This is a genomic window from Paenibacillus sp. JNU01 (assembly GCF_059130585.1).
The window spans coordinates 365,624-388,019 of record NZ_CP169723.1 but is presented as its reverse complement, the minus strand read 5'-3'; the positions used below and the strand labels follow the sequence as shown (position 1 = coordinate 388,019).

The following is a 22,396-nucleotide window of genomic DNA, read 5'->3' as shown; positions in this document are numbered from 1 at the left end:
CCTTTTAACCGAAATGGACTCCCGATTGTAAAATGCAATTGGCATACGGTGTCGCTTCGCCTGTGCGGATGACCGCTTTCACCTGTCGAGTTAATACTTTGAATTGTTCGTGACTGACGGAAGCATCGATGGCTTCCTCACTGAACTTATCCGTGATGAATTGCATAGCTGCAGGATTGCCTTCGTGAATTTCTTCTGCCACAATAATTTTCTCAATGACCATATCTTCTGCGATAAGCTCCACGACTTCCTGAAAACTGGGTGTTCCCAGTTTGAGGGCCAGATCGATTTTAACAACTCCGTCCGGTACGGGTAGACCTGCATCCGCAATCGCAATCATGTCCGTATGACCCAGATCAGACAGAATTTTGGAGATGTGACTATTCAACATGCCGTATCTTTTCATTACAAGCTCTCCTCTACTTCATCACGCGTTGGCATGCCGCCCTGCGCTCCAAACTTGGTGACTGACAACGATGCAGCCCGATTAGCGAAGCGTATACTCTCTTGCAACGGTTGACCTTCAGCCAAAGCAACTGCGAATGCGGCGTTGAACGTATCCCCTGCACCAGTCGTATCGACTGCCTGCACCTTATAAGTTGGGACTAGAATTTCCTCTGTGCCATCAAAATAACGAACCCCTTTACTGCCTTCCGTGATGAACAGTTTGTTCGCATATTGGCGCAATGCCTGTGCCGGACTCATACCGTGAAACAAAATCTCGGCCTCATGCTCATTTGGTGTGATATATGCAGCATTATCAATAACTTCTTGCGGCAATTTTCTCGCCGGAGCTGGATTAAGCAATAATGGTGTTCCGAACTCAGCACACATTGCACTGACATGAACAACAGTTTCCTCCGGGATTTCCTGCTGAATCAGTACGATATCTGCATTGCGGATCACTTCCGCTGCTTCATCGACATATGCAGGAGTGACTTCGCGATTCGCCGCTTCAACCACTACGATACTATTATCACCTTCCGCCAGAATGATATGAGCCGTTCCACTTTCTAAATGTGTAACCGGTTTCACATTTTGCGTATTTACAGCATTTGTTCTGAAGTTCTCTAAAATATCTTTGCCAAAAGCATCGTCGCCTACCCGGCCGATCATCGCAACCTCGGCCCCCAGTCGCGCAGCAGCGACAGCCTGATTGGCTCCCTTACCGCCAGGGACCGTTTTGAAGCTGTCTCCGAGAACGGTTTCACCCGCCCCCGGCCGTCTTGACGAAGTAACAACCAGATCCATTGAACTGCTTCCAATTACACATATTTTAGCCATCTGATCTCACCTTTCTCGTAGTGCCTCGTTCGATGAAGCTTACGGGCAACTGTATGTTTTTGTTCTCTATTGCAGCTTGTTCCACAAGCTTGATAAGTAATCCCGCCGCTTCTCTTCCCATCTCGTATGCCGGCTGATGGATGGTGGACAATGCCGGCGATAACAGGCTGCTCATCGGTATATCATCGAAACCAATCACTTGGACATCATCAGGAATCTTCCTTCCAATTCGTGAGGCCTCATGCAGTACTGCCATGGCTGCGATATCATTACTGGCAATCACCCCATCTGTGTCCGCATACTTCCTGAATAATTCTTCAGCCCATATACCTGCCTCGTTAATTGAAAATGAGGTCGTCTGGATTACCCGGTAATCTAACCCAGCATCACGGATAATTTCTATCGCCCCTTCAAAGCGATCCTGAGCTGGTCTGATCTGTGACGGTCCTTGCATAACTGTGATCCGGCGACTGCCGCGTTGGATAATCTCCCTTGCAGCTAGTCTTCCACCTTCCCTGCCATCCGCATACACGGATGGACGATCAAGTGATGTTCTATCCAAAAACACGACAGGAATCTTCAGGTTTTTATATATTGAAGAATGAGGGTAGTTCGTTGAAGAGATTACACCGACCACATTGTTCTGGATAAACGTCTGGATGTAATCCTGCTCCTTCCGTTCATCCTCATCACTGTTTCCGAATATCAGTCTATAATCCTGCTCCTGCATCCCATCCTCTACACCGCGAGCCAACTGCGGAAAGTAGGGGTTGGCAATGTCCGGCAACAACAGACCAATCAGTTTGGACTTGCGCTTATATAATGAGCGGGCTACTTCATTTGGCGAAAAGTTAAGTGCCTTCACAGCATCTTCCACTTTCTTGCGTGTATCCGCGTGAACATAACCTCTATCATTGATGACTCTGGATACAGTGGCAACAGATACGCCCGCCTGTTGAGCTACGTCTTTAATTGTTGTCATAAGTTGCTCTCCTCTATGTGTAACCGGTTACAGATATTAAATTATCATATTACTTTCGATTTGACAAGCGCTTTCATTCTGGAAATTTCTCCAAGTAAACATGAAAGTACATTGAAAATTCATTAGTAACCTGGCTTCTTCCCTTCTTATTCAGTCTTCTCTGCTATATTAAGGAGTTAATTATCATTACAAATATTAGCGATATGTGATATGGTCAGTGAGGATATTAGATACATACATATGTGTATAAAATGTGAGGAGAAGATTGAAAGTGACAGACAGAAATACCCTTGAAAACCACAAACCGAGTAAATTTAGTGATCCCATTTTCGTCATGCTTATAGCGAGCCTTTGTTGCTTGTTATGGGGTAGTGCGTACCCGTCCATCAAACTTGGATATATCGCATTTAACATTCTGCCGGAAGACATTGCTTCCAAATACGTCTTTGCCGGATATCGATTCACACTGGCGGGCTTGCTGCTATTACTATTGTCTCGTATCGTTCGAAAAGAAAAGCTGCAATTATCCAGGACTCAGTGGACAAGCCTTATCATGTTAGGGATATTGCAAACCGGTTTGCAGTATATGTTTTTCTACGTTGGCGTAGCTAATACGACGGGTGTCAAAGGTTCCATTATGAACGCAACGACGACCTTCTTCAGTGTTGTTCTGGCCCATTTCATCTATAAGAACGACAAATTAAGCAGAAATAAAATCGTTGGCTGCTTGCTCGGATTCGTTGGCGTCATTATCGTAAATTTTCATACCGATCTGCTTACTTTTTCCTTTTCATTTACAGGTGAAGGCTTTATTATTTTAGCAGCCCTTGTGTTTTCCGTTACAGCCCTTTACGCAAAACGTCTCACCGCGACCATCGATGTTCTAATCATTACAGGGGTTAGCCTGTTCATTGGTGGACTGGTGCTTACGCTGTTAGGTCTATTACTCGGCGGACGAGTCACTCATTTCACCCTGGAATCCACCAGTAATTTGATCTATTTGGCCTTGCTGTCATCCGTTGCATTTTGTCTATGGAATATGCTTCTTAAGTACAATAAGGTCGGAAGAGTATCCGTATACAACTTTCTTATCCCTGTGTTTGGTGCATTGTTATCAGCGTTATTCCTCGGTGAAACGATCTTGGAATTGAAGAATCTGGCCGCATTGTTGTTCGTATCCGTTGGCATCTACTTGGTTAATCGTGTACGTTCTGTACAAAGCGCCGATAACACGCCAATAAAATAACTAATAGTGTATCTTATGCACATTAAAAAAAGCCGCTAATTAGCGGCTTTTGTTTGTTTATACAGTCCCATGAATATTCAATTCTCTGGATTATATCCCTTAATATATACTCGTAAAGTCAATCAAGTCCTCTTCTTCCTCATAGTTAAATACAATGGCGTGATTACCCAAATGATATACCATCTCATAACCACCTACGACTTCATTGTAATATTCTGAAGACGGTTTCCCCATCCATATTCTCACATTCCATGGCGAAAGATTTTGCTTCTCATTGTACAGGTCGAAAACGGCAATACGTGATTTATTGGTAAGCTCGTGCATATATGAATCGAATCCAACGCCGAATTTAGAATAATAATAGAACGCTCCCCATTCTTCGTTAGAACGAGAATTGGGTTTCCCCAGCTTTTTTTGTGCATTTTGAAGCGTCATGCCAATCTTGATGTCCGTTCGCCCAGGCAATGCACCCTTTAATGCAGCGTCCTTCAGGCTTTTCAGGTAAGCACGATCGCCAACACCCGAGTTCGGCCAATCTCTTGTACGAAGGTTGCGCGTATCTTCCAACCGCATTTCCAATTTGTTCACATTCAGCTTAAACGTATTAACGCCATAGACGAATTGAAGGTTGTTGTAATTTTTGAACTGCACTCGGGCACCTGTAAGAGTACGAATTCCACCATCTCTGATCGCGGAGTATGCATCGTCAATTTTTTTTCCTTTATTATCGACATATGTGACACGGCGCAATTCCCCGGAACGAACGATATACGTTTTCACTTCATTGAAATTAGAAGTTCCCCAGTCCGTGATCATCAGCATATCAGGTGTACTCGCCTCTTTGCCTTTCACAACGAAGTTCCAGGTTTGAGGCAAAATAATCGTATTCAGATCCAGTTTTGCTGCTTGCACTGTTCCATATGATGCACCTTTTTTCATTAAGGCCGCCCGATAGGTTCCAGTGTAACTTTTATCTCCTTTTTTGTTTTTCGTCCAACCATTTTCCTCGGTCAGCGTGCTCTTCTGTTCATCATAAGCAAAAATATAAACCGTGTATGCCGTTTGCTTGGCATCACGAAGCGTAAATGAAAGTCGGCTCATACTTTCCAGCTGTTTGGCTGAGATTTGCTCTCCTTTGGCAGCGGCATTGGGCGGCAGCAGGAGCAATGCGCTCAGAACATAGCTGATTAAGGTAAGTAAGGCAAGTGAAGCCCATTTTGCTTTGTATTTAGGGTGTATCATTGATGACTCTCCTCTGAGTAATAAAATAAACATCTAAAATCTCATTTCTAATTTTTAATCGTGCATAATCTCAACATTTTAATAAGTCTTGCTAGAGTGTACTTTGATCAAACTATGTAATTAATATAGGTATATTTCAATAAGCATATCCTCCTACTAGTACTATTTTCCTAAGAATGATAACATACCCTTTCTAATAAAGAAATATAAATCAATCTATTTTTTCGTTATTAATCCATATAACATAAAAAAGCCGCTGATTAGCGGCTCTTCTTCCATATTCGAAAACGATATAATTTATAGACAGGAGTATATCACATTGCGTAAGCGTCGTTGAACATATCCTTCCTGACTGTTCAGCAAATGCTGGGCATACATGACCGTAAGCTCTGAATCCGGATCAATAATAGCCATACAACCAGCAGCACCACTCCATCCAAATTCACCAAGCGGGCTCAGCGAACCACTGCGTGCTTTCGAGATATGTGTACGGACACCTAGTCCATAGCCGTATCCATACATATGATCCCACGAATAATCACCGCGAGTCATCTCGTTCAGATGATCCGTTCGCATCAGTTCCACTGAAGCTTGTGACAAAATGCGTACACCTTCAGGACTCGTACCACGTCCAGTAAGCGCGTTCAGAAACCGTGCATAATCGCTAACGGTTGATAACAACCCAGCGCCACCGCTCTCCAGCTCGGTACCTACACGGAATCCATTCCCATCCATACGTACAGCCTTTTCAAGTTCGTCATTGTATGCATATTGCGGAATAAGGCGTTTCTGCTGCTCATCGTTCAGATTGAACGTTGTGTCGTTCATACCAAGTGGTCCGGTGATTTCGTCCCGGAGATACGCACCAAAGCTTTTACCACTGACGACTTCCACCAAGGCTCCGAGCACATCATGGCACATGCTGTAATTCCAATGTGTTCCTGGCTCAAACAAAAGCGGTTCCTTCGCTAGCGCTTTCGCGAATTCACGTGTTGGCAATGTTCCGTGGGTGTTTTTTACGGCTTCCTGAATACTTGGACTACCTACGTCATAGGAGAATCCGGCGGTCATGGTGAACAAATCGCGTACGGTAATGGCTCTTGTCGCCTTTTCCAGTTGAACCTCTCCGTTTACCATCGTTTTCTTCACCGTCATATCGGCATATTCGGGCAAATAATCGGAAAGTGGATCACTTAGCAGTATTTCACCTTTCTCCACTAGTTGCAGTCCTGCCACACAGGTCATGATTTTGGTCATGGAGTATAGATTGAAAATTGCTCCATCGCTAATAGGCGTTTTGTCCTCCAGATTGGCGTAACCATTACGGTAATGGAAAACAGTATCATTTCGATGCATCACCAATACCTCTGCCCACGGTATACGCCAGGATGTCATGCGGTCAATAAATGTAGCAAGTGGTTTAAAGTCCATTTTTTCCCGTCCTTCTATGTAAAATCGTTTATCATTTTGCGATGTGGTCCATGTTCACTCCACAATCCACAATCCACATAGTAATAATATACGACCTTTTACAACGATTGACCACCTTCTATATCCTCTCTTTTGCGCAACTACCATACATAGTCCTCTGTTGTTACAAAGCTTCGCATGAATAAGCCGATCCCCTAAAGGATCAGCTTAAGTTGGAACTTTTAGACTTCGCCGCGTCTGTTCTCAACCGATTTCATACGGTTTTGATCATCTGGTACACGGTCAACACTGAACTCTTGGCCAGCTTCAACCTCACCATGACCTGAGATATTTCGGGAAAAATTAGTGAATTGCTTTTTTTGCTCATCCAGCTCGTGTTTTTGCTTCAGAAGCTCTTGCGGGTCCTGATTTGTCACTATACTAACCTCCCATTAATGAAACCATATTATTTGTTCGCACTACAGAAGTTTTCCATAAGTGAACTGTAGTTATGCATGAGGTTCAGAATCCTTACATAAAATGAGCTCAAGCTTCCATTAGCAATCAATAAGTGAAAGAGCATGTTTAGCCGTTTCACTATGGAGAGGGTGCTTGTTCAGACCTGTGCACATCGATTACAGAGGAGAGAACAACTAATGAAACGTCTGCTCTTATCCTATCCGCTTAGCGTAAATACTCCCGTATATAAAGATAATCCCCCAGTTGAGATCCAGCAGCAATCAAGCATAGCTCAAGGGGACCCGTATAACCAATTTATCATCACATCCCTCAACCATAGCGGCACTCATATTGATGGGCCTTGGCACTTTAATCCCAAAGGCCAAAAACTGAGTGAGCTTCCATTAGACGATTTTATTTTCTCTCATCCTACGATCCTCGACATTCCCAAAAGTGATGACGAATTGATTACCAAAGCCGACCTGGAGCCCTATGAGCACCTGATTGCAGGCTCTGATTTGCTGCTCATACGTACAGGTTTTGGGAAGCTTCGTTCCTCAGACCCTGTTCGTTATAGTGATCATAACCCTGGGTTTGCCGCATCAGCTGCCAGTTACCTCATGGTGTTTGATTCACTACGAGCAATCGGCATGGATATGATCTCTGCGGGATCTTCACTTCATGAGGATGAAGCTATCGCTTTTCATCAGAAGATCCTGGGAAAAGATCGTGTGGATGGCAAATTTATTCTAGTCATTGAGGATATGAATTTAAACCAGGATTTATCAGATATCGGTGTTGTTTATGCTGTGCCTTTGTTTGTTGAAGGGGTTGACAGCAGTTTCAGTACCATTTTCACTGAAAAATGTTAGCTGGAGCAGCCCGAAGTATTCATAAACAATATGTAGTGTATACCAAAAAAACGCGCCAAGAGATCCTCTCTGGCGCGTTTTTTTATAGTGATTACGTTGTTAGTGAATATCTTTCTTTTTGAAATTGCCACCTCTTACTTCAGCTACATCGTATACAACTACAAAAGCAGATGGGTCAATTTCATGAATGATATCTTTAATTTTGCTCTCTTCCATCCGGTTAATGACACAAGTAATTTCCTTGAATTGTTCATTGGAATATCCACCGTACGCCTCGGTGTACGTTGCACCACGGCCTAGACGGTCACGAATGGTTTCAACCATGATCTCAGGTTGAGTGGTAATAATTTTAAACGTTTTGGAGCCGCTTAATCCCTCTTCAACAATATGTATTACTTTGGAAGCAATAAAATACGCAAGTCCTGACAAAATCGCTCCTTGCAGACCGAACACGGTAGAAACGACAATAAAGACAAACATGTTGAGAAACAGAATGAGATCACTGGTTCCAAAAGGGACTTTGCGCGAAAGAAGTACAGCCAGCATATCTATGCCATCCAATGCCCCGCCATTACGTAATGCAAGACCCATACCGAAACCGATGATAATCCCGCCGACCACCGTAACGAGCAAGGTATCCCCTTCGATGATCGTTGGTACATGGTGCATCAGACTGGTGCTGATCGCCAGTGAAGCAATACCGATGATTGAATATAACGCGAAGCTTTTACCAATCTGCTTGTACCCAAGCCATACAAACGGAATATTAATAATCCCGATGAGCATCCCCAGCGGTAATCCAAACAGCTGTGATCCTACGATACTCAGACCTGTGACACCACCATCTGAGACATTATTCGGGATCAATATGGCTTCCAGGCCATAAGCCGTTATAAATCCCCCAATGATAATCAATAATACTTTGGAGAGGATCTTTAACTTGTTTGACTTTTGTTTTCTGTTTTGATGCATTCCATTTCCTCCTTGATGAACAACCGATAAAAAACAGTCTATAATAAAAATCACTGATTTGGCAAATAGATCGGTATTGTGTGTGTTACATCATTGCCCGATGAACGTGCGGTACGACGAGATTTTATGCTCAAGCATCTCATCGGCTGTGTTAAGGATATGCATCTGTTTTTGAATCGACTCTTTATGATCCTCCAGCAACTTTAGCCGATCTCCCGCTGTATGCTCCCCTTCCTGGAATAAGGATGCATACTTCTTAATGGTAGCAATAGGCATCTGAGTCTCTTTTAATTTGATCACAAATTGAAGCCATTTCAGGTGGGACTCGTTGTATCGCCTGTCTCCACTCGCATCTCGGAGAGGTGTTACAATCTGTTCTTTCTCATAATAACGCAACGTATGTGCACTGATATGGAGTAACTCGGCCACTTCACCAATGGTATGCATGGTTAACCTCCCCTCTATATTCGAGCTTGACTTAGAGTAAGCTCTAATCAGTATAATCAACTCGTGCTCACATCACAATAAAAAATGAAATCAGATCCAGGAGGAATTCCCATGAAATACACAGTGATTACCGGTGCCAGTTCAGGTATTGGATATGAAGCGGCTTTAGCTTTTGCAGCTCGTGGCAAAAATATGATCCTGGCAGCACGCAGAACGGATGAATTGGACAAGTTAAAAGGAAAAGTGGCTGAAATCAATCCTGATCTAGATGTTGTCATTCGTACAGTGGATCTATCCATTGGCACTAATGTGCATGAATTCTATGAAAGTCTTAAAGCTTATTCCATTGAGACGTGGATTAACAACGCCGGATTCGGGAATTTTGCTTCCATTGGCGAACAACACCTGCCCAAAATTGAGCAGATGCTTCATCTAAATATAGAAGCTCTTACGATTCTTTCTTCCCTGTATGTACGTGATTATGCAGATGTCGATGGCACACAGATCATTAATATTTCCTCTGGTGGAGGATATACCATTGTAGCCGATGCAGTAACTTACTGTGCAACCAAGTTCTATGTAAGTGCCTTTACAGAAGGGCTTGCGCAGGAGTTGAAAGGCAAGAATGCAGCAATGCAAGCCAAAGTGCTCGCTCCGGCTGCAACCGAGACGGAATTTGCGAAACATTCCTTTAATGTAGACGAGTTTGAATATGAGGGCAGAGTTCCTAAATTCCATACGGCGGAACAAATGGCTGGTTTTCTGTTGGAGCTGTATGACAGTGAGCGTGTAGTCGGCATTGTGGATGGCATGACCTATGACTTTGAGCTAAGAGAACCGATCTTTCCTTACGCCGCAAGAGCAGCCTCAAAACCACAAAATTAACCCGAAGCTGATGTTTAAACCGAGTCGCCTGATTCCATTTAGACATCACCTAACCTTACTGATAGACATCGATGATAAACATCATTGCATCATCTAGTCATTAAAACATCATTGGACGTTAAAAAGGGAACCTGTCTCCAGGCTCCCTTCTTTTTTATAAACAATTCTGTATTAATACCTTCTATATAATGAACGTTTATGCCAGCCTCATTTTGAAATCCTGATATCCGAATTCGCGAACAACTTCGCAATCGCCGTCTTTTCTTTTGACTGCAATCGCTGGAAGCGGCATGCCGTTGAACGTGTTGGTTTTCACCATAGAGTAAATCGCCATGTCCTCGAATACCAGACGGTCACCTTCTTGTAAAGGCTGATCGAATGAATAATCCCCAATCACGTCCCCAGACAGACAGGTTTGTCCACCTAGGCGATACAGATGAGCTTTCTCGCCCACTTCTCCCGAACCGATCAGCGGCGGGCGATATGGCATTTCCAGCACATCCGGCATATGGCATGTAGCTGAAGTATCCAGAATGGCGATGTCCATGCCATTTTTATGGAAGTCCAGCACAGAGGTCACTAGATAACCCGCGTTCAGCGCAACAGCTTCTCCCGGCTCCAGATATACTTCCAGGCCATAATCATTCTGCATACGCTTGATGGAAGCTTCCAACCTTGGAATATCATAATCTTCACGCGTGATATGGTGTCCACCACCGAAGTTGATCCATTCCATTTGCGGCAACCATTGTCCGAACTTCTCGACAACCGCGTTCAACGTAGTCTCCAGATCGTCAGAATTTTGCTGACACAGCGTGTGGAAGTGCAGTCCGGAGACACCTTCCAACAGATCTGCTTGGAAATCCTCTTGTTTCGCGCCAAAACGTGAACCCGGAGAACACGGATCATAGATCTCGTGCCCTTCTTGGGTAGAGCATTCAGGATTGACGCGCAAGCCGACCTTACGGCCAGCCTGAAGCGCCTTATCCTTGAATTTGGCAAGCTGTGAAAAAGAATTGAAAATAATATGGTCGCAGATGGAGATAATCTCGTCGATCTCTTCTGCGCGGTATGCCGGAGCAAAGACATGGTTCTCTTTGCCCATTTCCTCGTGGCCCAGACGTGCTTCATACAGACCGCTCGCCGTAGCACCGCTCAAGTATTCTCCAATCAGCGGATACATCGCAGTCATGGAGAATGCTTTTTGAGCGAGCACGATTTTGGCACCTGTACGCTGCATAACACCGTTCAGGATTTTCAGGTTTCTCTCGATAAGCCCCTCGTCAACAACAAAACATGGCGTCGGTAATTGCTCGAACCGCATTTTAACGAACAAGCTCCGATTCTTTAACTTCTTCTGGCAGCTCATCAACGAGTACCGGGTTGAAGTCTTCTACCCATGGGAGACCCCATTTGTTCAACTCTTCCATGAATGGATCCGGGTTGAATTCTTCTACATTGTATACGCCTGGTTTGTTCCATTTGCCTGTCATGACCATGGCCGCACCAATCATAGCTGGAACGCCTGTTGTGTAAGAGATCGCTTGGGAACCCACTTCTTTGTAGCACTCTTGGTGATCACAGATATTGTACACATAATATGTTTTGTCTTGACCATCTTTTTTACCTTTGAAAATACAGCCGATGTTTGTTTTACCTACAGTACGTGGTCCAAGGGATGCTGGATCAGGCAGTACTGCTTTCAGGAATTGCAGTGGAATAATTTGTTTGCCTTCATATTCAATAGGCTCGATTGAAGTCATGCCTACATTTTCAAGAGCTTTCAAGTGAGTCAGGTAGCTTTGCCCAAATGTCATGAAGAAACGGATACGTTTCAGACCTGGCATGTTTTTGGCCAAAGATTCCAATTCCTCATGGTACAACAGGTACATGTCTTTCTCGCCAACTTCTTTGAAGTCGTAGACACGTTTGATTTCCATCGGTTTCGTTTCGATCCATTCACCATTTTCCCAATATCTTCCGTTCGCAGAAACCTCGCGAATGTTGATCTCCGGGTTGAAGTTCGTAGCGAACGGATAACCGTGGTCGCCACCATTGCAATCGAGAATGTCGATGTACTCAATTTCGTCGAAGTAATGTTTCAGGGCATAAGCGGAGAATACACCAGTCACACCTGGGTCAAATCCACTTCCGAGCAAAGCAGTGATGCCTGCTTTTTCAAAACGCTCTTTGTAATCCCATTGCCAGCTGTATTCAAACTTCGCTGTATCATGTGGCTCATAGTTTGCTGTGTCCATGTAATTTGTTTTCGTTGCAAGGCAAGCATCCATGATGGTCAGATCTTGATACGGCAAAGCAAGGTTCATCACGATATCCGGTTTAACTTCGTTGATCAGAGCGATCAGTTCGTCAACATTGTCAGCATCTACTTGTGCTGTCGTAATTTTAGTTTTTCCGCCGTCCAGCTTGGCTTTGAGTTCATCACATTTGGATTTTGTACGACTCGCGATGCAGATTTCCTCAAAAACTTCGCTGTTTTGAACGCATTTGTGTACTGCCACGGAAGCAACGCCACCGGCGCCGATGATTAGTGCTTTTCCCATTTTACATTCTCCTATCCCAATATGTATTTTTTTTTAATTGGTTTAATTTGGTTTGATACAGTGACGACAACAAGACAACAAAAAAAGCAAGGTGAAAAATGCCCGCAATCGCGCATCATCACACTTGCTTATCGATATACATCATAAAAAAGACGTGAAGTCTCCATGACCAAAAAAGTTCACAAGAACTCCTTTGGCGGAAAGCTCCTTCATGTATATCAATATTGGATCAGAGTCTATATAGCAAATAATTCGCCTTTACCACTCTTATTGACCGTTTCACAAGTTGATGTGCAATTGCACTGGTTGTAAAGTAACCAACTTATAAAATTTGAGCTTTGAACTCAATCAATAAAGCAACGTAAGTTGCCAATCGGCGTTTGACCCGGCTGTCCGTATGGCCTTAACTTCCTGGTGAAGTGGTCAAAAATTATCTGCTGGAAAGCTCTAATTCATATTGATAAATCAACTTCCCAAAATCACAGGTCTTACACTATCAGACGTTGAAAAAAAAATCAAGCAATTATCAAAAAAAATTTTTGTCCGGCCTCCTCAGATTCGACCAAACCATCGCACCGGAACACATTACACACGGTTCACAACTTGTATACAGAGTGTACTCGCTGAGGTCAAATATGATGTTCGGAACATATTTTCGGATAAGCCCAATTTCTGCATGATGCGTAGGGTCACAAAAAGTGTGCAGAGCAAGCCCAATGGCTTTATGCATAAAAAGTTCATCTTTATTCATATTGTTTACCTCCAATATAAAAATGATGTTCTCAAATATATCATTTCTTATAATCATTTCTCAATGATTCAGATCTTGTTTAAGTTGTTCCAGTTGTTCGGAATGTGTCAGGAGAAAATAAGAGCCGGTTGTAATCAGATTGGAAGTTGTCTCATGTCCAGCAAATATTAATAATGTGATCATGGATATTAATTCATCCTCATTCAGGCGGAAAAAGCATAAAAAAGAGGTCTGCCATTAGCCACCCCCCATATTAATAACGTTGTTTCACCAGTTCCAAATACCACCAACAGGCTTCGGTCACTCTATTAGCTTCGGATTGAAATGCACTGGACTTGTATTCTTTGTGAAACGCTTGAAGCACCACTTCGATCACAGGAATATTTATATCCTCTTTATCTTGTAAAAGCCCTAAAAGTCCCTTCGAAAGTTGCTTCAAGGATTCCGATTCCTTGGATTTTTGAACGCGTTTGTTGAACTCATCAAAATCTTTTAATATATCATCGATGTCCAGACCCATATCATGGTTGCGCTCATCAGCATTCAGGAAATAGAGTGACTGAAAATCGAAAATATGTTCATTTCTCTGGTGCATCGTTCTTAGGATCACTTCAATGTAGGTTAACACTTTTGGAACAACTTCGCTCCATACTGGTTTTTGCGTATTTAGACTTCTTGAGGTGTTGGCAATCTGATGTAATATGCCGTAGCACAATATTGCCCCTTCGTTGGCATATAAGCTAATGTCATTCCCGTACACCTGAATCAAGCGTGTAGACAGCCATTTGAGGTGAACTGTAGCCAGTTTGGCTGAATTAATCTCTCCGGAATAAAACCCCGTCCAATATAATTCCCATACTCGCTCTTTATTAGGTACAGACATAGGAATCGCAATCTGATCTACGAGCAAGTCGTAATCCGATGTATAGTGATTTTGTTCAAGTTCTTTGCGAATGAACACATCCTCTTGCATGCGCTGATCAATAATTGAATATAAACAATCTTCTTTAGAATTGAAGAATTTGTAGAATGTGCCTTTGGATACACCCGATTGATCCAGGATCATCTGGATTGTTGTATTTGCATAACTATGCTCTAAAAATAGTGCAAGTGCTGTTTCCAATAAACTTTGTCTACGACTACTCATATCTTGTTATCGCCCCAAGTTTTTCTATTGATTATACCATTCAATTCCTCAGGAGTTGAAGCATTGATTCGCAGTATAAACGTCATGTGAAATAATTGCACAATGAGTAAATTTGCACAATGGGCAACTTGTTGTTATGATAAACCTCACAAAGTGCATATTCAGTAAGTGTACTCTTCTTAAAAAGAATTAAACCATAGTCATGGTGTGGGAGGTGAACGCATAAGCGGAGAACAATGATTAAACGAAACTTGCGACATTTGAAGAAAGAAGCAACTGAAAAAGCGCTTGCTGTTACAGCGTTTGAACTTACCCTTGAACACGGGCTTGATGGCTTTACGGTCGAAGATATCGTGCATCAAGTGGGTTGTTCACGTAGAACATTTGCTAACTACTTCACATGTAAAGAAGAAGCCGTAGCAAGAGGCGCAATATCCGTTCAGAATACAACGGAACTCGAAGAGTTACTTACCGAAATGCCTGAACATGCCTCCTTGTTAGACGTGCTTTATAACCTGATCAAGATGCAACTTACAACAGAACTAATTGGAAGACTTCATCAGCTACTATCGCTATCCCAGACCTATCCCGTGCTTGAACCTCATTACCTCGGAGCCATGCACCGGATGCAGACGCAGGCACAAGATACCTTATTAGACTTATCCAACGGGAAGTATGACGAGATCTATACTTATCTTCTAATTAACGCACTATATGGAACGATACTGCCATTAATTGATGGAAGACTCAATGTGCTGCTGCCCGGACAAGTCTTTACTGAAGATACCAAGCCCGGTGCTATCACCTTCGATCAATTTTTAGAAACGACGTTTAGTCATTTGCGGGCAGGATTCGAACATGCCAACCATCCACATTCATCATAGAGGGAGTGTAAAATAGATAAATGTCTACATTATTATACAGAGTGGGGAAAACCGCTTTTAGCAAACCTGCCTACTTTATCATTGGCTGGGTATTAATTCTGGGAATTGTCATCTCCATGATTGGTATCAATGGTATTCACATCAGTTCTGAAATGAAGATTGAAGGCACAGAGTCGCAGAAGGTTCTGGATCAATTAGCAAAAGAATTGCCAGCCGCCTCCGGCGGTCAAGGAAGTGTTGTGTTCAAGGCACCGGACAACGAGCGTTTGGATACACCTGAACGTTTGGCTGCCATGATGAAAGGTGTTAATGAAGTTTACGCATTAGACAAAGTCCTTAACCCTGCCGATTATGCAGCTGAAGCGAGTAATTCAGGGGCTTCTGCTGAGATGGCTCAGAATGCTCAGTCTGCGGGTGCGGCTCAACCCGCAACAACCACGCCTCCTCCCTACGGACCTTTGATGGTGGATGGTGTTCCTGTACCTGGTATGCTGATCTCTTCAGACGGCAGTATTGCACTGTTCCAGTTCCAATTTACAATCGAGCAGTCTGCCATAACGCAGGATGTATTTGATTCTGTTATTCAATCCGTTATGACAGTAGAGAAAGGAACCAACATTACGGTCTTGCCAGGCGAAACGCTCAAAGCGGTATCGATTGGGGTCGGCTCCGCAGAAATTGTTGGACTGGTCATTGCTGTAATCGTATTGCTGATCACACTCGGCTCCGTTGTTGCAGCAGGTCTGCCTCTGATTACTGCACTACTGGGTGTTGCGATCGGAGTAGGTGGAGCATTCTCAATCTCCAAATTCATCGAAATGCCAAGTGTCACTTCCGTTCTGGCTCTCATGGTTGGATTGGCTGTTGGAATCGATTACGCTCTCTTCATTGTTAATCGCCAACGTCGAATGATCATTGATCAAGGCTTGAGCGCCAAAGAAGCAACAGCCAGAGCCATTGGTACATCGGGCAGCGCAGTATTTTTTGCCGGGTTAACCGTCATTATTGCATTATGTGGTATGCTCGTCATTGGTCTCACATTCTTGTCTACGATGGCTTTGGTTGCAGCAGCCACTGTACTCATCAACGTATTTGTTGCTTTAACCCTGTTGCCGGCTTTGCTGGGATTGGTAGGAGAACGCATCTGTTCAGCCAAAGCTCGTGAGAAAAGCACGAAACATCCTAAAGCCGCTAGTCACGGAGTTGCGGATAGATGGGTGAAATTCATTATCAAGAATCGTTGGGCTACCATTATCGCGATTATCATCATTCTTGGTTTTGCCGCGTTACCTATCTCGAAAATGGAAATGGGTATCCCTGGCGCTTCCTCAGCGAATCTGGATACGGATGCAAGACAGAGCTATGATGCTATCTCGGAAGGCTTCGGAGAAGGATTCAACGGACCACTTATTCTGGTCGCAGAGCCTAATCAATCTTCCGCCAAAGTCACGCCGGAACTCTTGGGTGGTCTGATGATGGAGCTGCAAGGTCAAAACAACGTAGCACAGGTTACACCGCTTGGAATGACAAAAGATTTGGCTATCTTTAGTCTCATTCCAAAAACGGGTCCTAACGATACGCTCACTAAAACAATGGTCAGTGATCTGCGATCGACTGATTCGAGTATCGCACAGACCTATGATGTGAAGCTTGGAGTTACGGGTCTTACGGCTGTTAACATTGATATGTCTGCTAAACTCGCGCAGGTATTCCCTATTTATGTAGGTATTATCATCCTGCTATCGCTGATCATCCTGTTACTCGTATTCCGTTCGATCATCGTTCCTATCAAAGCAACAATTGGCTTCCTGCTTAGTATCCTGGCTACATTCGGGATTACGACTGCTGTATTCCAATGGGGCTGGCTGCATTCGCTCTTTGGTTTTGATACCGGCGGACCGTTGCTGAGCTTTATGCCGATCATTGTGACAGGTATTTTGTATGGCCTCGCAATGGACTATCAAGTCTTCCTTGTTAGCTCCATGCGTGAATCATATGTCCACGGTCATCGCGGAACCGAATCCGTCGTTCATGGGTACAATCAGGTCAGTCGCGTGGTTGTTGCCGCAGCAGTGATCATGGTCTCTGTATTTGCAGGATTTATCTTCACCGATGATGTCATGATCAAGCAGATTGGTTTCACCTTGGCGGTAGGCATTTTGATTGATGCTTTCATCATCCGTATGGGATTGGTTCCAGCTATCATGGCTATTTTCGGAGACAAAGCTTGGGCCCTTCCGAAATGGCTGGATCGCATTCTGCCAAACCTGGATGTTGAAGGCGAGAAGCTGATTGCTTCCCTTCATGCTGAAGAACAAGCCAACACCAAGTCTGGATTAAAATAATCAGTCCACTTCAATGCTAATACCAGGATTACTCATCATCACGACTAGATTCACCAATACAAAGACCTCTTCTGTTTTATAAACAGGAGGTCTTTTCTCTGCTCCAGATTATGCAGTGATATCTTCAATATGGACATTATAGCGCGGGGATTGAGAAGCATTAACAAACGCCGCAAATAACTTTTGACTACAGTCATCTACGTTGTAGCTGTACTCTGGATGCCACTGCACAGCCAAAACAAATGAACGGTTCGGCATGACTACGGATTCGACGAGTCCGTCTTCAGCGACTGCCACGGCCGTTAATTTATCCGTTAACATTTTGATCCCCTGATGGTGATAGCTGTTTACTTTTATCGTATCTGTTTGCAAAATATCGTATAGGATATTATTTTTCTCAATATGTACATCATGTACAAGATTCGTATACGGCGGACTTTGCTTATGATTAACGATCTTGTTCACATGAAGTTGAAGGCTAGTCGGAATGTCTTGATACAACGTACCACCCAAAACAACGTTAAATAATTGTAGTCCACGGCATATGCCAAAGGCTGGCTTATCAAGCTCAATTACCTTTTGTAATAATAACGACTCCATCATATCGCGTTCAATACATAGCTCTCCACAGGTGACCTCTACATGCTCATGATACAGCTCCGGATTGAGATCATGTCCCCCGGTGAACAAGAAGCCATCGAATTCATTAGCCAATGTTCCTATAATCTCGGTATCCGTTGTCAAAGGCAGCATAATCGGAATCCCGCCTGCTCCCTCTATTGCGTTCATATAATCAGGAAGCATCCAGTAACTTTTTTTGTCAGTATCATATAAAGGCAGTACACCGATCATGGGCTTTTTCATGGCTTTACCTCCCAGCTTTTCATTCATTTTATCAGATCTCTTCATATATAAATTCACTGAATTATTGCATTATCCTACCTCTATTGTCTGCGAACTCGTTTCATCCGGAATGCTGGAAAGGATATGTTGAGGATGAGTGATCACATTCCTACTCCTCTCTCTCAGCTAAGCGCACAAAAGACGCTCCCTTTGGGGAACGCCTTTTGCTTAACACGTTTCGTTTCAAACTTACTTACTTCTAATCTAGAGCTTAAACCGGCGAACCAGTTCTTGCATATTCTCTGCTGTTTTGAATAGCTGTGCAGAAGATGCGGATATCTCCTCCATTGCCGCCATTTGCTCTTGGGCTGCTGCTGAAGTTGTCTGAGCGCTATCAGCCGACACTTTAGAGATGTGACTCATCGCGGCAACGGTAGCCGAGACTTCCTCCGTACTGGCTGACAACTGTTCTGAGACAGCAGATATATCCTGAATTTGATCCACGATATGAGTTGTATATTGTTCAATGTTGGATATGGTTGCAGAAGCTTCTTGGCTGATCCGCATTCCCTCACCAACTTGATTGCGAACTTTATCATTCATAAGGGAGGTGGATTTTGCAATCAGATCAAGCATTTTGCCAATGGTAGCGCCAATGTCGTCCGCACTTTGTTTGGATTGCATGGATAACGTACGCACCTCACCAGCAACAACAGCAAAACCTTTACCGTGTTCTCCTGCTCTTGATGCTTCAATAGAGGCATTCAGTGATAGAAGATTGGTTTGCCGAGAAATATCCGCTATCGCTTCATTCATTCGATTGGCTTCGGCGGACAGACTGGACAGCTCATTAATCAATGCCGAGGTTTCTTCAACAGCTCCGATAATATGTTGCATTTGTTCTCTGACCTGGTTAATGGTTTTTCCACCATTAGCAACAGCGCGCTCCGTCTCTTCAGCCGAATCAACGATGGCACTCGCAGATTCTGCAATTGTACTGATGCCTCTCGCCATCTCTTCTACGGCATTCGCGGTTTGTTCCGAGTTTTCCGCCCCAACGACAGCTGATTCCGCAGTCTGGTGCATGGTTTCCGCCACATGTTGAACCGATTGGGTGGTTTGTTCTGTGCTTTCCTGAATCATTTGGGAAGAGTGACTTAACAACGATGACGTCTGATGAAGTTCGGCAACCACCGATTGAAGGGAAATGGTCATCTGGTCAAAATCATTGGCTAATATACCAAATTCATTTTCAGTTTTAAGATTAACCCGCTCGGACAGATTCCCTTCTCTTACGCTGCGAGTGGCCTTTCGCAGTTTTTGCATGGGTACAATAAATGATCTCAGAATGAAGAAAATAATAACTCCGGCAATCATTACAGATACAGCAATGACGATTAGACTCGATACCATGATGGGTTTCGCTGCGGCGATAAAATCCTCATGGCCCATCAAAGCAATGACATTCCATCCCGTCAAAGCATTAACACCGTTATACACCTCCAAATCATACGCCAGATCCGTTCTAACAAATTGGGAGAATGCCATCGGTTCTTCGAAACTTGAAGCCGTATTCGGATGAACTGGAATTCCTTCGATGAGCGCTCCGCCAAGTTCTCCTCCCCCACCTTTTACAATGGCACCTGACCAAGCCGCGATTGTTCGATTGGCGTCAACCACAATCAGGCTCCCATTACCTCCTACATCCACATCAGATATTTCTTTGGCTAATTGCTCCAGATCAAGTTTAATACTTGCTACACCTTGTTGATTTGAAATTGCCTTTGAAATTTCTACATAAATCTTCCCGGATACTGAATCTGTCATAATACTCGAAAAATAGAGTGATCCATTGTTACTCATACCATTGGAATACCATTCCGTGCTGCGTGGATCATATGTTGCATCCTCTATTGCTGGAGATGATATAACACTTCCTTGGTCGCTGCCCACAGTTATGCCAAGAATATCAGGATATGTATCAGCTAATTGCTCGATTTCTACTTGTACCGCTTCGATGTTCACCTTACCGGGCGAGGATCTATAGATACGGTCTATATAACTCAATAATTCTGCTTTTTCCCCTACCAGATTGTTAATATGCTGTCCTGTCATCGTTAATATTGTGTTGATGGGTTCTGTCATTTTTTGTTGCACCTGATCTTTGGCACTATGATACGAGAAATAACCGATAAGTGCAGTTGGGATAATAAGCACCGCAAGGAAAGCTGCAATCAGCCTAGTACTCATTAATCGTAAATTGGCTCCTCCTTTCTTATAAAATGACCTTTTTTTCTTTTCTTTTTCCAAAGTGAATCTTCCTCTCTGTATCCATTTTTAGTAGAATCAACCGGCAAGTAAACGCAAAAAAACCCATATATGTACACACCCAAAGAAACGTTGAGCATGTATATACATAGGTATTGCCTGAATGAATTCAGTAACAAGCCGTATTTGTTTCGTATTATAGCATAAATAAAAAGGGTTTGTTAGCTATGATTGGTTCTTTATACCAAGCATCTGTTGTTTATATTCCGTAGGACTTAGCCCTGTATACTCTTTGAACACCTTGGAGAAATAGTGCTGATCACTAAACGACAGCAAATCGGATACTTCCTTAAACTTCATGTCCGGCTGGCTTTCCATCAGTCTGCAGGCTTCCTGAATGCGAAGCTGGGTGTAATACTGAACAAACGTAATTTGTGTTTCATTTTTGATCACTCTGCTGACATAGGACGGGCTTACGTGAAACTTCATGGCAATGTCGTTGATCGACAATGGAGAGTATTTATTTAGTTTTACGTAATCGTCAATCTGTTCGAACAGGATCGCCTTGCTTTTGCGGACGTGGGATTGCAGCATATCGAAACACTGTCCCGTCCATTCCGTCAGTTCCCGGCAAAAATCGGCATAGGACTGTGCCTGGACGAATTGTTTTGCCCGAAGCTCCAACCCCAATCTCATGCCCGATCCCTGTTCCTCGTACAGATGAGCAAACGTGTCTACGATCAATCCAATAAACCGTTCCACCTCAGTCATATGTACATTTTCCTCTGCCCATTGATTCAACAATTCAGATAACTTAAGAGTAAACCTTTCTTTCTGCCGGGCCTGTATCATCTGTACAAAAACAGTTTCCAGCACCGAATCCAGACAGCCTGTCTCGGATCTAGCCATTGACACCGGATTCCCGGTATCCAACACTATTCCTTGTTTCAACCGTTGCTGCTCAGACATAATGGATGACATGCGGTGATAGAGCTCAGGCAGATTACTAGACTCAGCCAATAGAAGTTGTCCTCCAATAATCGCATTGATGTCATGCGCAACCAAATGCCGTCTCAAGGATTCAAGACATTCGTGTACGGAAGAATACACCTCAAGTGCACTCTTGTTAACAAAAGCAATAAATTGATATGGCGTTTGGCTGGTATACACACGACAAGAATAGAATGGGAAGAAATCCTTCACCATCGCCTCAAGCTCCAGCTGCACCCATCGTTCATTCCCTGCGGTGAAGGGTTGTTTGCTCATAATCATCATCATCTGGCTGAATAAGGGCGGAAAATCCTCCCCCTTTTTGGGCGTAGTCTCACATTGGGGATGAATGATTTCTTGCAGATCCAGCAGTTCCTTGGACATCTGTTGATCAAGTTGGTCAATTACCCGACCCATGACTTCTTCAAGCGCCTCTCGTTCGACAGGTTTTAGCAAATAGTCAAACACTTGCAGGTTCAATGCTTTTCTTGTGTATTCAAAATCGCTGTACCCGCTAATTAGAATGACCTTCAGATCCGGGTTGGCAAGTTTGGCTTGCTCAATCAGGGACAAGCCATCCATTTTTGGCATTCGAATATCCGTCAACAACAGATCAATCGATGACTGCTTTATCGCCGCCAAAGCCTCCTCTCCATTTGTGGCCGTAGCCGCTACACGAATCGGGAAGCTCAGCGTTTCCAAGAGCATTTTAATATTACGTAATATCGGTTTGCTATCCTCTACGATCATCGCATTATACATCGCCTATGCCTCCTAGTTATGTCGTGTCTCAAATCTGCTTCCT

20 protein-coding genes and 1 pseudogene are annotated in these 22,396 nt (G+C 43.6%); 5 read left to right on the top strand and 16 right to left on the bottom strand.

Features of this window, described 5'->3' with window-relative positions; genetic code table 11:
• Window positions 1–4: 4 nt before the first annotated feature.
• Genes rbsD through NLBNIHML_RS01570 form a run of 3 tightly spaced genes read right to left on the bottom strand, consistent with a single transcriptional unit; the run spans window position 5 to window position 2,266 of the window.
• On the bottom strand, window positions 5–406 hold the full coding sequence (gene rbsD, locus NLBNIHML_RS01580) for a D-ribose pyranase (RefSeq protein ID WP_339261128.1): 402 nt from the start codon (window positions 404–406) through the stop codon (window positions 5–7).
• Complete coding sequence (gene rbsK, locus NLBNIHML_RS01575; protein ID WP_339242630.1) at window positions 406–1,284, bottom strand: ribokinase; 879 nt, start codon at window positions 1,282–1,284, stop codon at window positions 406–408. The genes rbsD and rbsK overlap by 1 nt, the downstream gene beginning before the upstream one ends.
• The gene (locus NLBNIHML_RS01570) at window positions 1,277–2,266 is read right to left on the bottom strand and encodes a LacI family DNA-binding transcriptional regulator (RefSeq protein ID WP_339261124.1); all 990 of its coding nucleotides are present in this window, start codon (window positions 2,264–2,266) and stop codon (window positions 1,277–1,279) included. The genes rbsK and NLBNIHML_RS01570 overlap by 8 nt, the downstream gene beginning before the upstream one ends.
• A gap of 271 nt (window positions 2,267–2,537) precedes the next feature.
• On the opposite strand from NLBNIHML_RS01570, the gene NLBNIHML_RS01565 reads away from it, so the two are divergent.
• A complete protein-coding gene (locus tag NLBNIHML_RS01565; protein ID WP_494353593.1) occupies window positions 2,538–3,512 on the top strand; it encodes a DMT family transporter in 975 nt (324 codons plus the stop codon).
• A gap of 99 nt (window positions 3,513–3,611) precedes the next feature.
• Here the strand turns inward: NLBNIHML_RS01565 and NLBNIHML_RS01560 are convergent, their stop codons facing one another.
• From NLBNIHML_RS01560 to NLBNIHML_RS01550, 3 genes are all read right to left on the bottom strand, one after another.
• The gene (locus tag NLBNIHML_RS01560) at window positions 3,612–4,754 is read right to left on the bottom strand and encodes a DUF4309 domain-containing protein (protein ID WP_494353592.1); all 1,143 of its coding nucleotides are present in this window, start codon (window positions 4,752–4,754) and stop codon (window positions 3,612–3,614) included.
• A gap of 297 nt (window positions 4,755–5,051) precedes the next feature.
• On the bottom strand, window positions 5,052–6,185 hold the full coding sequence (locus NLBNIHML_RS01555) for a serine hydrolase domain-containing protein (protein WP_342573086.1): 1,134 nt from the start codon (window positions 6,183–6,185) through the stop codon (window positions 5,052–5,054).
• Window positions 6,186–6,406: 221 nt separating this feature from the next.
• Window positions 6,407–6,601, bottom strand: a complete 195-nt coding sequence (locus tag NLBNIHML_RS01550; protein WP_339261119.1) for a hypothetical protein — start codon at window positions 6,599–6,601, stop codon at window positions 6,407–6,409.
• Between the two features lie 219 nt (window positions 6,602–6,820).
• Here NLBNIHML_RS01550 and NLBNIHML_RS01545 point away from each other — a divergent pair, with 219 nt between their 5' ends.
• A complete protein-coding gene (locus NLBNIHML_RS01545; protein ID WP_342573083.1) occupies window positions 6,821–7,495 on the top strand; it encodes a cyclase family protein in 675 nt (224 codons plus the stop codon).
• A 99-nt stretch (window positions 7,496–7,594) separates the two neighbouring features.
• On the opposite strand, the gene NLBNIHML_RS01540 is transcribed toward NLBNIHML_RS01545, so the two are convergent.
• Together NLBNIHML_RS01540 and NLBNIHML_RS01535 are read right to left on the bottom strand one after the other, a co-directional pair.
• Window positions 7,595–8,467, bottom strand: a complete 873-nt coding sequence (locus NLBNIHML_RS01540; RefSeq protein ID WP_339242619.1) for a YitT family protein — start codon at window positions 8,465–8,467, stop codon at window positions 7,595–7,597.
• Window positions 8,468–8,557: 90 nt separating this feature from the next.
• Window positions 8,558–8,914 (bottom strand): MerR family transcriptional regulator, encoded by a 357-nt coding sequence (locus NLBNIHML_RS01535; protein ID WP_339242617.1) that lies wholly within the window; start codon window positions 8,912–8,914, stop codon window positions 8,558–8,560.
• 111 nt (window positions 8,915–9,025) lie between these two features.
• Here NLBNIHML_RS01535 and NLBNIHML_RS01530 point away from each other — a divergent pair, with 111 nt between their 5' ends.
• Window positions 9,026–9,799: an SDR family NAD(P)-dependent oxidoreductase gene (locus NLBNIHML_RS01530; protein ID WP_494353591.1), complete on the top strand. Its 774-nt coding sequence runs from the start codon at window positions 9,026–9,028 to the stop codon at window positions 9,797–9,799.
• Window positions 9,800–9,995: 196 nt separating this feature from the next.
• Here the strand turns inward: NLBNIHML_RS01530 and nspC are convergent, their stop codons facing one another.
• From nspC to NLBNIHML_RS01505, 5 genes and pseudogenes are all read right to left on the bottom strand, one after another.
• Window positions 9,996–11,123, bottom strand: coding sequence for a carboxynorspermidine decarboxylase (nspC, locus tag NLBNIHML_RS01525; RefSeq protein ID WP_494353590.1), 1,128 nt, complete (start codon window positions 11,121–11,123; stop codon window positions 9,996–9,998).
• A gap of 1 nt (window position 11,124) precedes the next feature.
• A complete protein-coding gene (locus NLBNIHML_RS01520; protein ID WP_105409674.1) occupies window positions 11,125–12,363 on the bottom strand; it encodes a saccharopine dehydrogenase family protein in 1,239 nt (412 codons plus the stop codon).
• Between the two features lie 553 nt (window positions 12,364–12,916).
• Window positions 12,917–13,114: pseudogene (locus tag NLBNIHML_RS01515) on the bottom strand (tRNA-specific adenosine deaminase); the annotation flags it as partial.
• Window positions 13,115–13,174: 60 nt separating this feature from the next.
• On the bottom strand, window positions 13,175–13,297 hold the full coding sequence (locus NLBNIHML_RS01510; protein ID WP_494353589.1) for a hypothetical protein: 123 nt from the start codon (window positions 13,295–13,297) through the stop codon (window positions 13,175–13,177).
• A 70-nt stretch (window positions 13,298–13,367) separates the two neighbouring features.
• Window positions 13,368–14,261: a TetR/AcrR family transcriptional regulator gene (locus NLBNIHML_RS01505; protein WP_494353588.1), complete on the bottom strand. Its 894-nt coding sequence runs from the start codon at window positions 14,259–14,261 to the stop codon at window positions 13,368–13,370.
• Between the two features lie 236 nt (window positions 14,262–14,497).
• On the opposite strand from NLBNIHML_RS01505, the gene NLBNIHML_RS01500 reads away from it, so the two are divergent.
• On the top strand, window positions 14,498–15,145 hold the full coding sequence (locus NLBNIHML_RS01500) for a TetR/AcrR family transcriptional regulator (RefSeq protein WP_494353587.1): 648 nt from the start codon (window positions 14,498–14,500) through the stop codon (window positions 15,143–15,145).
• A 20-nt stretch (window positions 15,146–15,165) separates the two neighbouring features.
• Window positions 15,166–17,490 carry an MMPL family transporter gene (locus NLBNIHML_RS01495; RefSeq protein ID WP_494353586.1) on the top strand — a complete coding sequence of 775 codons (2,325 nt, stop codon included), beginning with the start codon at window positions 15,166–15,168 and terminating at the stop codon, window positions 17,488–17,490.
• Between the two features lie 108 nt (window positions 17,491–17,598).
• Here the strand turns inward: NLBNIHML_RS01495 and NLBNIHML_RS01490 are convergent, their stop codons facing one another.
• The 3 genes from NLBNIHML_RS01490 to NLBNIHML_RS01480 all read right to left on the bottom strand — a co-directional run bounded on the left by NLBNIHML_RS01490 (window position 17,599) and on the right by NLBNIHML_RS01480 (window position 22,353).
• A complete protein-coding gene (locus NLBNIHML_RS01490; RefSeq protein WP_494353585.1) occupies window positions 17,599–18,354 on the bottom strand; it encodes a gamma-glutamyl-gamma-aminobutyrate hydrolase family protein in 756 nt (251 codons plus the stop codon).
• A 243-nt stretch (window positions 18,355–18,597) separates the two neighbouring features.
• Complete coding sequence (locus NLBNIHML_RS01485) at window positions 18,598–20,583, bottom strand: methyl-accepting chemotaxis protein (protein ID WP_494353584.1); 1,986 nt, start codon at window positions 20,581–20,583, stop codon at window positions 18,598–18,600.
• Between the two features lie 243 nt (window positions 20,584–20,826).
• Window positions 20,827–22,353, bottom strand: a complete 1,527-nt coding sequence (locus tag NLBNIHML_RS01480) for a response regulator transcription factor (protein ID WP_494353583.1) — start codon at window positions 22,351–22,353, stop codon at window positions 20,827–20,829.
• Window positions 22,354–22,396 lie beyond the last annotated feature (43 nt).